Source organism: Flavobacterium silvaticum (genome assembly GCF_012911565.1).
GTDB lineage: Bacteria > Bacteroidota > Bacteroidia > Flavobacteriales > Flavobacteriaceae > Flavobacterium > Flavobacterium silvaticum.
The window spans coordinates 1-13,248 of record NZ_JAAMPU010000098.1 but is presented as its reverse complement, the minus strand read 5'-3'; the positions used below and the strand labels follow the sequence as shown (position 1 = coordinate 13,248).

The 13,248-nt window shown below is 47.0% G+C and carries 8 protein-coding genes; 6 read left to right on the top strand and 2 right to left on the bottom strand.

The window, feature by feature from the left end:
- Positions 1-98 precede the first annotated feature (98 nt).
- Positions 99-2,336 carry a glycoside hydrolase family 3 C-terminal domain-containing protein gene (locus tag G6047_RS03110; protein WP_169526020.1) on the top strand — a complete coding sequence of 746 codons (2,238 nt, stop codon included), beginning with the start codon at positions 99-101 and terminating at the stop codon, positions 2,334-2,336.
- A 5-nt stretch (positions 2,337-2,341) separates the two neighbouring features.
- On the opposite strand, the gene G6047_RS03105 is transcribed toward G6047_RS03110, so the two are convergent.
- Complete coding sequence (locus G6047_RS03105; protein ID WP_169526019.1) at positions 2,342-3,325, bottom strand: Gfo/Idh/MocA family protein; 984 nt, start codon at positions 3,323-3,325, stop codon at positions 2,342-2,344.
- A gap of 167 nt (positions 3,326-3,492) precedes the next feature.
- Between G6047_RS03105 and G6047_RS03100 the strand changes: the two genes are divergently transcribed.
- The 5 genes from G6047_RS03100 to G6047_RS03080 all read left to right on the top strand — a co-directional run bounded on the left by G6047_RS03100 (position 3,493) and on the right by G6047_RS03080 (position 11,035).
- The gene (locus G6047_RS03100) at positions 3,493-4,581 is read left to right on the top strand and encodes a glycosyltransferase family 9 protein (RefSeq protein ID WP_169526018.1); all 1,089 of its coding nucleotides are present in this window, start codon (positions 3,493-3,495) and stop codon (positions 4,579-4,581) included.
- A 216-nt stretch (positions 4,582-4,797) separates the two neighbouring features.
- Positions 4,798-5,184: a hypothetical protein gene (locus G6047_RS03095; RefSeq protein WP_169526017.1), complete on the top strand. Its 387-nt coding sequence runs from the start codon at positions 4,798-4,800 to the stop codon at positions 5,182-5,184.
- Between the two features lie 159 nt (positions 5,185-5,343).
- A complete protein-coding gene (locus tag G6047_RS03090) occupies positions 5,344-6,423 on the top strand; it encodes an efflux RND transporter periplasmic adaptor subunit (protein WP_169526016.1) in 1,080 nt (359 codons plus the stop codon).
- A gap of 18 nt (positions 6,424-6,441) precedes the next feature.
- Entirely contained in the window at positions 6,442-9,609 is a 3,168-nt protein-coding gene (locus G6047_RS03085; protein ID WP_169526015.1) for an efflux RND transporter permease subunit, read from the top strand.
- The gene (locus G6047_RS03080) at positions 9,602-11,035 is read left to right on the top strand and encodes a TolC family protein (protein WP_169526014.1); all 1,434 of its coding nucleotides are present in this window, start codon (positions 9,602-9,604) and stop codon (positions 11,033-11,035) included. Before G6047_RS03085 ends, G6047_RS03080 begins: the two co-directional genes overlap by 8 nt.
- 56 nt (positions 11,036-11,091) lie before the next feature.
- On the opposite strand, the gene G6047_RS03075 is transcribed toward G6047_RS03080, so the two are convergent.
- Positions 11,092-13,248: T9SS type B sorting domain-containing protein (locus G6047_RS03075; RefSeq protein WP_169526013.1), on the bottom strand; the 2,157-nt coding region annotated here is incomplete at its 5' end.

Sequence of the window (13,248 nt, the reverse complement as noted above, 5' to 3'; positions counted from 1 at the left end):
GGAATCATCGGACTTCCAAGGGTTTTTTATTTCTGCAATTAGCCAAATCTTCAGTTTTTAATTATCTTTTGTGTCAATTTCACAAAAAGACAACTCGTATGAAGAAGGAAATTCTATGCTTTTTATTGACGCTATTGGTGCTACTGACCGTTTCGTGCAAAAAAGACGCAACAACTACAACACCAATTGAGACCAACAAAACTGTCCATACCAAGGAACTCAGCGATGCCTTCGATTCCAAAATAAACGACATCGTTTCAAAAATGACGATTGAAGAAAAAGTGGGAATGCTCCACGGATACAGCATGTTTACCAACAAGGGTGTCGAACGCCTCGAAATCCCTGAAGTCCATATGGCAGACGGCCCTCTGGGTATTCGCGAAGAACTGGAGCGCATGAGTTGGACGCCACTAAAACTTGACACCGATTTTGCCACCTATTATCCCGCAGGCGGCGGATTATCGGCGACCTGGAATCCGGAAATGGCAAGCGTTTTTGGAACTTCGATCGGGCAGGAAGCACGTGCAAGAGGCAAAGACATATTACTCGCTCCGGCTTTCAACATCATACGCACACCTTTGGGCGGTCGGACTTTCGAATACATGACAGAAGATCCGTTCCTCAATAAAAGCCTCGTGGTTCCCTATGTCATTGGCGTCCAGAACCAGGATGTTGCCGCTTGTATCAAGCATTTTGCCGCAAATAACCAGGAAACCAATCGCGGAACCGTCGATGTCCTTATGGATGAACGAACCTTGCGTGAAATATATCTTCCCGCGTTCGAAGCCGCCATCACCAAGGCAAAAGCCTATAGCATCATGGGTGCTTACAATAAATTCCGAGGCGACTATTTGTGTGAGAATACTTATATGCTCCAGAATATCTTAAGGGACGAATGGGGTTTCAAAGGAATTGTCATTTCAGATTGGGATGCCGTCCACACCACCAAAAAAGCGCTCGAAGCCGGAACCGATCTTGAAATGGGAACCAGCAAGCCATCTTTTGATGAGTTCTATTTTGCAAAACCTCTTTTGGCTGCTGTAAAATCGGGCGAGGTGACTGAAGCTGAAATCGACAAACATGTAAAACGCATGCTCAAAGTATTGTTCAACCTCAAGGCGATGGGCGATGCGAAAGACCGTGTAAAAGGCAGTATCAGTACAGACGCACATTTCAAAGAAGCTTATGACATTGCATCCGAATCTGTCGTGCTGCTCAAAAATTCAGAAAACCTGCTTCCGCTTAAAATCGAGAACCTTAAAAGCGTTGCAATAATCGGAGCCAATGCGACGGCTAAACATGCCCAGGGCGGATTCGGTGCCGGTGTCAAAACAAAACGCGAAATCACGCCACTTGAAGCGCTCCAGGCGAAGTTGCCCAAATCTGTCACGATAAATTATGCCGAAGGTTATAAAACCGAATTCAAACCAAGCAGTGCCAAACTCGGAAACGTGACCGTAGAAAGAGCGCAGACCGTGAACGAACTTGACTCAAAAATGGTTGCTGATGCAATGGCGGCAGCTAAAAAATCAGATGTAGCCATTCTTTTTGTCGGCGGGAACCGGAATTATGAAACGGAAGCTTCCGACCGTGCCGACCTGACTTTGCCTTTTGGACAGGAAGCGATGATTTCTGCCGTAAAATCCGCGAATCCGAAAACTATCGTTGTCTTTATTGCCGGCGCTCCTTATGATCTGAACAAAACCGAAAAAGAAAATTCTACCATCGTCTGGAGCTGGTATAATGGTTCTGAAGGCGGAAATGCACTTGCCGATGTTTTGCTCGGAAAAGTCAATCCATCCGGAAAACTTCCGTGGACAATGCCTAAAAAATTATCTGATTCACCTGCCCACGCGACCAACAGTTTTCCGGGCACTTCGACAGAAGAATACAAAGAAGGCCTTTTGGTAGGTTATCGATGGTTCGACACCAAAAACATAACGCCGTTGTATCCGTTTGGCTATGGATTGTCTTATACGACTTTTGAATTCAGCGATGCGAGATCGGACAAATCAACCTATACGAGAGGCGAAACCATCGTGGTCACACTCACTGTAAAAAATACCGGAAAGATGGATGGTAAAGAAGTCGTCCAGTTGTATTCGTCAAACCCCGGAAGCAAAGTCAATCGGGCGAATAAAGAACTCAAAGGTTTCACGAAAGTATTTGTAAAAGCAGGAAGTTCACAAAAAGCGACCATCGAAGTTCCGATAAAGGAATTAGCATACTATGACACTGCTTCCAGAAAATGGATTGTCGAAACTGGAACATACGCGCTCAGATTGGGCAATTCATCAAGATCAATCAAACAGGAAGTAACTATCACGGTCAAATAATCCGTTCATATTTTTCCCAAAATCTTATCCAGAACCCAGGTGGTATGCGTCGCCGTATGACCCGTTGACGGATGTCCGGTTTTGCCCAAAAGATGGTCACGCATGTTTTGAACATGGTATAACTGGATATTTTCCGGATGGTCGATCACCACTTCTTCCATGCCCGAATCGTTGACCAAAACCAAAGGCACTTCTTCAAAAACGGCAAAAGTGATGCGGCCTTTGCTTCCGTAAACGGTCACTTCATCCTGACGCTGATAGGCGCCGAAATTCCAGCTTCCGGTTCCCATGACACCCGATTCATGAAGCCAGGCCGCGCCGATTGTATCTTTTGCCTCATAAAGCCCTTGTTGGTTATCGCTAACCCCTGAAACCGCGATAATATTCCCGAAAAAAAAAGTAAAAAGGTCAATCCCGTGGCTGGCGAGGTCGTCAAAATACCCACCGGCGGCAATTTCAGGATCAGTCCGCCAATTGTATGTTCCCGATAAGTCTGTGTGGGAAGTTGTTTTGGTCAAATGCCAATGTATATTCCGGATTGTCCCTATTCGACCTTCATCGATCCATTCCCTGACTTTGAGAAAACGCGGAAGAGACCTTCTGTAATAGGCTACGAAAAGCGGCAAATTTGCGTTTTCAAAAGCAGTGGTGATTTCGACACAATCGGCATAACTTGGAGCCATTGGTTTTTCAATGCAACATGGTTTTCCGGCCTGTGCAACCTTGAGCGCATAAAGTTTATGCGTGTCGGGCGGAGTTGCAATATACACGGCATCAATTTCAGGATCATTGATGAGTGCGTCGGCATCGGAACCAGATTTTTCTATGTTGTGTCTGCGTGCATAATCGGCCGCTTTATCTGCATCGCGCCTCATGACTGCCTTTAGTTCAAATCCATCCGTCTTTTGGTAGGCCGGTCCGCTTTTGCGCTCAGTGACATCGCCACACCCTATGATTCCCCAACGTATGGGAGTCGCTTTTTTATCCATGGACTAAAAATACGCAATTATAAAATCCGATACCAATAGCATTTTGTCACTTCCGACACATTCAAAACACCGCTATTTTTTGACAATTCATCACAATTCACTAATTTTTAACCAAATCTTAAAGCCTTAATCCCAAAACCGAAAGTATCTTTAGGAAAAAGCTACAAATGAGTTTCTCCAAATCGATAAATGCCTTTAGGCGCAAACTGATGCGAGGCCTGACAAAGAACGTAGGCACATCCAAAGGTAATTTTTCGAATCCGTCAAGCATCAATCGGATATTGATTTCAAGACCGAACAAGCGTTTAGGCAACCTTTTGCTTGTTACGCCATTGTTACGTGAAATAGAACACACGTTCCCTTCGGCCAAAATAGATCTTTTCGTTCGCGGCGGATTAGCCAAAATCCTGTATCAGCAATATCCACAGGTTGACCGCATTATTGAACTTCCGGGCAAGCCGTTCAAACAATTGATCAAATACATGAGTGTGTGGATCCGGCTCCGGAAATATTCTTATGATTTAGTGATCAATTTACAGGAAGATTCGTCTTCCGGCCGTCTTTCCACCGCACTTGCAAAAAGTTCGAATAAGTTTTTTGGCGAGGCCGATATGCCATCCGATGAAAAACACTTTGCCAAAATCCCGGTTTATAATTTCAGGAACTACATCCAGCAAATGGGGCTTCCTTCTGCTTTCGGGCCTGTTCCTGCTCCGGATTTGCGGTTGACCGAAAGCGAAAAAATCCACGGCAAACAATTGCTGGAAAGCCTTTTTCCGGATTCGCGCCCGGTTATCTGCATTTTTACTTTTGCCACAGGCGATAAAAAACTCGACCGGAATTGGTGGGACACATTCTACAACCAGCTTCAATCTGATTATCCTAACTACAACATCCTCGAAATCCTTCCTATGGAAAATGTTTCCCAGATTGATTTCAGGTGTACGAGTTTCTACAGCCGCGACGTTCGGGAAATAGGTGCCGTCATTGCAAACACCGAACTTTTCATTGGTGCCGACAGCGGGATCATGCATCTCGCAAGTTCCGTCCAAACTCCGGTTTTGGGGCTTTTTAAAGTGACCGATCCATTGAAATATGAATCGTACAACCGGAACAGTATTTCATATGATGCGACAGGGGAGAAGATTTGCGGCAGATTGTTCGGCTGCATTCAGTCGATTCTTTCCGGAAAAACGACCCAAAGTGTTTTGAGAACCACAACCGGATTTTTGACGTTAACCGCTGATTTCATGTAATTTGCATCAACTATCCCGATGTAGTTGCGCAATCACGTTAAGAAAATAATAAAACGCTTGTTTTACTCACTGAAATACAGCCAATTTTGTGCTCTGAATTTGAAACAGAAAAGCCAAAACGGAAGTGTCTGACTGAAAACGTTTTCGTAGATTTTTCCCGCAAACACTGGTCTTTTTGTTTTTTGATTTGCAACTTTAGTTACTTTTGGCCTTGTAATGAGAGCACTTGTATTCATCGTTTCCTTGTTTTCGCTTCTGCTTAGGGGCGAGCATACCGTATTCGAAAATGCGAGTCCTGTTTATTCTCTCTCCACTGAAAATTCCAAAAATCTTCATGTAAAATCTTCGAATCAGGAAGCGGCTTTTTCAATAAGTGAATACGCCGATCTTGATCCGTCCGAAGATTATCACTCAGGCAATGATATAACAGATGATTCGGCCACGACTCTTTTCGGTGGCAGTTATCACATTTCTTACCAATGGTATCTCGCCATTGCAGGCCTGCTTTTATTGACTTTTATCCGAAGGAATTTCCAGGCAACGCCGGTTCTTCGGGCTTCATCTTCCCCTATTTACATTACGCAGCGCGATCTCCGGATTTGATTCGCTGAACATTGGTTTTCCATGGTGAATTGATTCATCAGGGCGTTCGCGTAATGTTGAATTTCCCATATGACAGTTTTGGTTCTCCACGGTTACCGCTGATTTTTTATTTCGAGACTTTCCTGAATCCAAAAAATTCGAACCAAAACTCCATTTATAATGAAAAAGATTGTTTTATCGGGCTTCCTCGCCCTGTTGTGCCTTGTCAGTTGCGCCAAAAAAGAAGAGGAAAAAGAAGAAGTTGGTAAATTCACAGTAACCAACGGTGTCGTGTTGGACACATCACTTACCAAAGAATATGTATCCCAGATCCGGTCGGTACGCAACATTGAGATTCGTGCACTCGAGCGGGGTTATCTCCAGAAGATTTACGTGGATGAAGGCCAATTCGTAAAAGCCGGACAGGTCTTGTTCCAGATCATGCCGAAGATGTACGAAGCTGAATACCAAAAAGCCCAGGCCGAAGCCAAAGCCGCCGAAATCGAACTTTCAAATACCACGTTGTTAGCCAATAAGAACGTTGTTTCCAAAAACGAACAGGCTGTAGCAAAAGCACGTCTGGATCAGGCGAAAGCCGAATTGGCCATGGCGAATTTCCATCTGACGGCAACCCAAATCAAAGCGCCGTTCGACGGAACCATCGACCGTATCCCTAAAAAGCTCGGAAGTCTTATAGACGAAGGAGAATTGCTCACAAGCCTATCGGACAACAGCAATATGTTCGCGTATTTCAACGTATCGGAACCGGAATACATCAATTACCAGCAGAATGTAAAGGGCCGCGGCGACAGTAACGTGAAATTGCTTTTGGCCAATGGGCAGCCGCTTAAATACAAAGGAAAAGTCGAAGTGATCGAAAGTGAATTCGACAGCGAAACCGGAAATATTGCCTTCCGTGCCAAATTCCCGAACCCGGATAAATTGTTGCGCAACGGCGAAACCGGAAAAGTAATCATGACGCTTCCAATTCACGGGGCACTTATCATTCCGCAAAAAGCGACGTATGAGATACAGGATAAAAAATATGTTTTCGTAGTCGGCAACAATGACAAAGTGGAATCTCGTGAAATCACGGTTTCTGGTGAACTACCGGACTTGTATGTAATCGAAAGCGGCATTACGCAAAAAGACCGCATCCTGCTTGAAGGTGTCCAAAAGGTAAAAGAAGACGAGAAAATCGAATTCAAATACGAAAAGCCGGAAGAAGTGCTTTCCCACCTCAGACTCAAAGCGGAATAACTCCAAAACTCCAAGAAAATGTTTAATAAATTCATACAACGGCCAGTCCTGTCGATCGTCATCTCGCTCATTATTGTGTTTTTGGGCGTGCTGTCCCTGATCCAGCTTCCGGTGACCCAATTCCCGTCTGTTTCGCCTCCAAAGGTGAACGTGACGGTCGAGTATCCGGGTGCGAACAACGAATTGCTCATCAAATCTGCCATCATTCCATTGGAACGTGCCATAAATGGTGTTCCGGGAATGAAATACATGGCTTCGGATGCCGGTAACGACGGTGAAGGAACCATTCAGGTAGTATTTAACTTAGGTACCGATCCTAACGTGGCCTCGCTCAACGTACAGAACCGTGTGGCATCGGTGACTAACAAACTTCCGCCGCTCGTTATCCGTGAAGGTGTCAAGATCACGCGTGAGGAGTCGAACATGCTGATGTACGTCAACCTGTACAGTACAAACCCGAAAGACGACCAGAAATTCCTGTTCAACTTTGCCGAAATCAACATTCTACCTGAACTTAAACGCGTTGATGGTGTAGGTGTTGCAGATATCCTGGGAACACGTGAATATGCCATGCGTATCTGGCTTAAGCCCGACCGGATGCTCGCTTACAAGATTTCTGCAGATGAAGTCATGGAAGCCCTGAGTTCCCAAAGTCTTGAAGCATCGCCTGGAAAAACAGGGGAAAGTTCCGGTAAACGTTCACAATCTTTTGAATATGTATTGAAGTATTCTGGACGTTTTACCACGAAAGAGCAATATGAGAATATCATTGTCCGATCCAATCCGGATGGTGAAATCCTTCGTCTCAAAGACATCGCGAGTGTCGAATTCGGAAGTACCATGTACGATATTTATTCGAACCTCAACGGACGCCCTTCTGCCGCACTCGTGCTCAAGCAATCCTACGGAAGTAACGCAAGTCAGGTCATCAAGGACGTCAAGGCGAAACTGGCCCAGATCAAAGAAAGGTCGTTCCCTAAAGGAATGGATTACGAGATCAGTTACGACGTTTCCAAGTTCCTCGATGCGTCCATAGAAAAAGTATTGCATACGCTGTTTGAAGCCTTCGTACTCGTAGGGCTTGTCGTATTCCTGTTCCTCGGCGACTGGCGTTCGACGATCATTCCGGCTCTCGCGGTTCCGGTTTCACTGGTCGGGACGTTTTTCTTTATGCAGTTTTTCGGGATTACGATCAACCTCATCACGTTGTTTGCCTTGGTTCTTGCGATTGGGGTGGTCGTCGATGATGCGATCGTGGTCATCGAAGCGGTGCACGCCAAGATGGAACTCGATCATCTGTCTCCGCTAAAAGCAACCAAAAAAGCTATGGGCGAAATCTCGGGTGCGATCATCGCGATTACGTTCCTGATGGCCGCGGTGTTCATTCCGGTAGCGTTTATGAGCGGACCGGTCGGTATTTTCTATCGGCAGTTCTCGATTACCATGGCAACAGCGATCATACTTTCGGGTATCGTCGCGTTGACACTGACACCGGCCTTGTGCGCCATGATCCTTCAGAACAACCACGGAAAACCCAAAAAGAAATCTCCGGTAGATAAATTCCTCGACTGGTTCAACAGAGGATTTGAAAAATTATCCGGCAGATATCAGAAAGTACTAAATGCCATCATCGATCGCCGTGTCGCTACATTCGGCACACTGATCCTGTTTTGTATCGGAACCTATTTCCTCAGCGGCAGCGTGCCTTCCGGATTTATCCCGAACGAAGACCAGGGGATGTTCTACGCTATTATCCAGACACCTCCGGGATCGTCTTTGGAACGTACACGCGAAATTTCCGAACGCCTCCAGAAAATCGCCGAAGGTATCGACGGAGTACAATCGGTATCATCACTGGCCGGTTATGAAATCCTGACCGAAGGAACCGGATCCAACTCCGGTACGTGCCTTATCAACTGTAAAAGCTGGGAAGACCGGAAGGAATCTGTAACGGAAATCATGGAAGATCTTGAGAAACAGTGTAAGGATATTACGGGTGCGAACATCGAATTCTTCCAGCCGCCGGCCGTTCCGGGTTATGGTGCCGCAGGTGGTTTCGAGCTGCGTCTGCTAGACAAGACCGGAACAGGCGATTATCACCGCATGGAACAGGTCAGCAATGATTTCGTGAAGGAACTCAAGGCTCGCAAGGAACTGTCGTCTGTATTCAGTTTCTACAGCGCGAGTTTTCCTCAGTTTATCCTCAAGATCGACAACGACATCGCCCAGCAGAAAGGCGTTTCGATAGAGAATGCCATGAACACGATGTCGACGCTTGTAGGTAGTAACTACGAGATCAGCTTTATCAAATTCGGACAGGCATATAAGGTTATCGTACAGGCCGCACCGGAATATCGGGCATTGCCAGACGACATCCTGAAGTTGTACGTCAAAAACGACCGTGACGAAATGGTTCCATTCTCCGCCTTTATGCATATGGAGAAAGTATACGGATTGTCTGAGATTACGCGCCAGAACATGTACACCGCTTCTGAAATTTCAGGTTCCGCATCCAACGGATACAGTAGCGGCGAGGCCATCAACGTAATCAACGAAGTCGCTAAAAAAACACTACCACGAGGATATGACATTGACTGGGCCGGTATTTCCAAAGACCAGGTGGCCCAGGGTAATCAGGCTATTTACATCTTCCTGATTTGCCTTGGTTTCGTCTACCTGATTTTATCGGCCCAATACGAGAGCTTCGTGCTTCCGTTTGCGGTGTTATTGTCGCTTCCTGTGGGTATTTTCGGGGCGTTCCTACTGTTGCAGTTGCTCGGGCTCGAAAATAATATCTATGCCCAGATTGCCATGGTTATGCTCATCGGGTTACTTGGTAAGAACGCGGTACTGATCGTGGAATTCGCCGTCCAGAAACACGGTGAGGGTATGTCGGTACTCAAAGCTGCCATGGAAGGAGCGAATGTTCGTTTCCGACCAATTCTAATGACTTCTTTCGCTTTTATAGCCGGTTTGATCCCGCTTGTTGTCGCTTCAGGCCCGGGAAAAATTGGAAACCGTACTATTGGAACTGCTGCTGCGGGTGGAATGCTTTTCGGGACCATTTTTGGAGTTTTGGTCATTCCGGGATTGTATTTCATTTTCGGCAGCATAGCGGAGAAGTTTACCCTTGTCAAGAATGAAGCGGAAAATCCGTTAACCGAAGAAATCGAAGGCCATGAATAAATTCAAATCATATCTATTCCCGACGGCTTTCGCATTATGCTTGGCCGTATCCGGATGTAAGGTTCCGGCAGCTGCGACATCGGCAGACAACAAACCCATGCCGGAAAGCTTTGCGAAAAGCACCGATACCACCAATACCGCCACAACCCAATGGCGCCAGTTCTTCAAAGACCCGAACCTTGTCGCTTTGATAGATACGGCTTTGCAGAACAACCAGGAATTGCAGATCACGTTACAGGAAATCGAAATCGCGAAAAACGATATCCGCGTGAGAAAAGGTGCTTTGCTGCCGACGGTCGGTGTACGAGCCGGAGCCGGAGTTGAAAAAGTGGGCCGATACACAAGCCAAGGGGCTGGTGACGCATCTACTGATATCGCTCCCGGAGTCGAAACCCCAGATCCGCTGTTGGATTTCACGTTGGCCGCTTATGCTAATTGGGAAGTCGATATCTGGAAAAAACTGCGCAATTCTAAAAAAGCAGCCGTGAGCCGCTATCTGGCATCGATTGAAGGCAAAAACTTCGTCATCACGAACCTGATTTCAGAAGTCGCGTCGTCTTACTATGAATTGCTTGCGCTCGACAATCAGCTTGCCATAGTAAAGCAAAACATCGCCTTGCAGCAAAATGCGCTTGAGATTGTAAAAGTCCAGAAAGAAGGCGCGCGTGCGACGGAACTTGCCGTGCAGAAATTCCAGGCCGAAGTCAACAAATCCCAAAGCCTCGAGTTCGATATTACACAGCAGATCAGGGAAACCGAAAACCGCATCAACTTTTTGCTGGCACGTTATCCGCAGGAAATCCCGCGTACTAACAGCGAATTCCTGAACTTGTTGCCGTCTGAAGTCAAATCCGGGATTCCGTCCCAATTGCTTGAAAACCGCCCTGATGTGAAGCAAGCGGAACTCGAACTGGCCGCATCCAAACTCGATGTAAAAGCTGCTCGTGCCGAATTCTATCCGTCGCTTGATATTTCAGCAGCTTTCGGGTTACAGGCTTTCAAACCGTCGTATCTGTTCGAACTACCGGAATCGTTGCTGTACAATGTCATTGGCGATCTGGCTGCTCCGCTCATCAACCGGAATGCGATCAAAGCCGAATATAAAAGTGCCAATTCACGTCAGTTGCAGGCCTTGTACAATTACGAGCGTACCATTTTGAATGCGTATCTCGAAGTATCAAGCCAGCTTTCCAAGATTGAAAACCTCGGAAAAAGCTATGATCTAAAATCGAAACAGGTCGAGGCCTTGAACAAGTCGATAGATGTTTCAAATGATTTGTTCCGGTCTGCGCGCGTCGATTATTTCGAAGTATTGATGACACAGCGCGATGCTTTGGAATCCAAGCTCGAACTCGTCGAAACCAAAAAAGACCAACTAAATGCAGCCGTTATGGTCTACCGCGACTTAGGCGGCGGCTGGAAATAAATTGATGATGGATACGATTGCGAAAAAGCCGGGCTTGATTGTCCGGCTTTTTTGTTTTATCGCTTGAGTGAAAAGTGCGCCTTGAAGACTTTGGTATTGCCCGATTTGTCAATATAATCGAGCGTGAACCAATAATCGGTAGAAGGCAATTCATGTCCGTTGTAGGTTCCGTCCCAGCCATAGCTATCAGACGGCTTGATCACTTTGAGAAGCTTTCCGTACCGGTCAAAAATATTGATGATGGAACCGGCCTGATTTGAAAGTCCTTTGATGTTCCAGTAATCGGAATATCCGTCGCCGTTCGGGGTAAAGAAATGTGGATAATCGAGAAGATAGGCGTCGATGGTAACTTCGGAACAACCATCGACATCCCTCACGATGATCGTATGTTCGCCCGGTTGTACCGGATACAGCACCGGATTGAATTGCACCGGCTCATCGTCTAACTGATACGAATAATTCCCTGACCCGCCGGTTGCAGAAACCACTATCGAACGGTTTCCGCTGAAATCTCCCGGAACATCCGCTACAGCCGTCATTGGGCTCAAAGCTGTCACCGAAGCTGAATCGCTCCCGTAACAACCGGTAGTTATATTCGTGACCAGAACTTCATATGTGCCTGCTTGCAGCGCAGTATAAGTCGAACCTGAAGTCGCAACCACAGTTCCGCCCATTGTCCAGGTAAACTGGTAACCGCTTCCCGAAATTCCGGAATCGAGCACATAACCCGATGTATTTCCGTTCGAATCCACGCAAATGGAACCATCGACAAGGTTTGGATCAGGTAATGGGTTCACAATCACATTCAGTGTAGTATTCTGAGCACATTGGCCTGTATCCGGCGTGAAAATATAAGTGCCACTTTGCTGATTGTTTATGAGAGATGTCGACCAGACTCCTGAAATCCCATTTGGAGAAGTCGTATCCAATGCAGGAGCCGTATCACCTTCGCAAAGTTGCAAACCAGTAGCGAAATTTGGCATTGTGGCTGGCATGATAGTCACCGATAATGTAACCGGATTGGCACAAGGTCCGGGATTAGGCGTAAATACATAGGTATCACTTGCCAGAGTACTGATTACCGATGGCGACCAGGTTCCCGAAATACCATTAGGTGAGGTCGTTTGCAACGTTGGCACCGGATCAACTGAGCACAGGGTCATAGACGAAGCAAAATCAGGAGTTATAATGGGAATTATGGTAACCGAAAGCGTCCAGGATTGAGCACACTGGCCCGCATCTGGTGTAAATAGATACGTTCCGGAATTATTCGGGTCGATTGCCGATGGATTCCAGCTTCCCGTGACGCCATTCGGCGAAATTGGTGAAAGCGTTGGAACAGAAGGAGTTTGACAAAATGAAAGCAATTGTGGAAAATTCGGCATGACCAGATTGGTAACCGTGACGGACAGCGTCACCGGCGAGGCACATTGGCCAGCGTCAGGCGTGAAGACATAATTGCCGCTTGTCGTATTGCTGACAGTCGTCGGCGACCAACTTCCCGTAACCCCATTCGGAGAGGTCGTATTCAATGCAGGAACGGAGGAACCCGAACAGAATGGCGGAATGGCAGCGAAATCAGGGACGATGGAATTCGTGACCGTAACCGACAATGTCACTGGCGAGGCACATTGGCCCGCATCAGGTGTGAAGACATAATTGCCGCTCGTCGTGTTGCTGACAGTGGCCGGCGACCAGCTTCCCGTGATACCGTTCGGAGAGGTCGCGTCCAATGCCGGAACGGAAGAACCCGAACAGAATGGCGGAATGGCAGCGAAATCAGGGACGATGGAATTCGTGACCGTAACCGACAATGTCACAGGCGAAGCGCATTGGCCCGCGTCAGGCGTGAAGACATAATTGCCGGAAGTGGTATTGCTGACAGTCGACGGACTCCAGCTTCCCGTGATACCGTTCGGAGAGGTCGCGTTCAATGCAGGAACGGAGGAACCCGAACAGAATGGCGGTATCGCAGCGAAATCAGGGACGATGGAATTCGTGACCGTAACCGACAATGTCACCGGAGAGGCGCATTGGCCAGCGTCAGGCGTGAAGACATAATTCCCGGAAGTCGTGTTGCTGATAGTAGACGGACTCCAGCTTCCCGTAACCCCATTCGGAGAGGTCGTATTCAATGCCGGAACGGAGGAACCCGAACAGAATGGCGGAATGGCAGCGAAATCAGGGACGATGGAATTCGTGACCGTAACCGA

Excerpts from the sequence above, each read along its gene's own strand:
- G6047_RS03085 (WP_169526015.1), top strand. The coding sequence starts at position 6,442 with ATGTTTAATAAATTCATACAACGGCCAGTCCTGTCGATCGTCATCTCG.
- G6047_RS03095 (WP_169526017.1), top strand. The coding sequence starts at position 4,798 with ATGAGAGCACTTGTATTCATCGTTTCCTTGTTTTCGCTTCTGCTTAGG.
- G6047_RS03105 (WP_169526019.1), bottom strand. The coding sequence starts at position 3,325 with ATGGATAAAAAAGCGACTCCCATACGTTGGGGAATCATAGGGTGTGGC.
- G6047_RS03100 (WP_169526018.1), top strand. The coding sequence starts at position 3,493 with ATGAGTTTCTCCAAATCGATAAATGCCTTTAGGCGCAAACTGATGCGA.
- G6047_RS03110 (WP_169526020.1), top strand. The coding sequence starts at position 99 with ATGAAGAAGGAAATTCTATGCTTTTTATTGACGCTATTGGTGCTACTG.
- G6047_RS03080 (WP_169526014.1), top strand. The coding sequence starts at position 9,602 with ATGAATAAATTCAAATCATATCTATTCCCGACGGCTTTCGCATTATGC.
- G6047_RS03090 (WP_169526016.1), top strand. The coding sequence starts at position 5,344 with ATGAAAAAGATTGTTTTATCGGGCTTCCTCGCCCTGTTGTGCCTTGTC.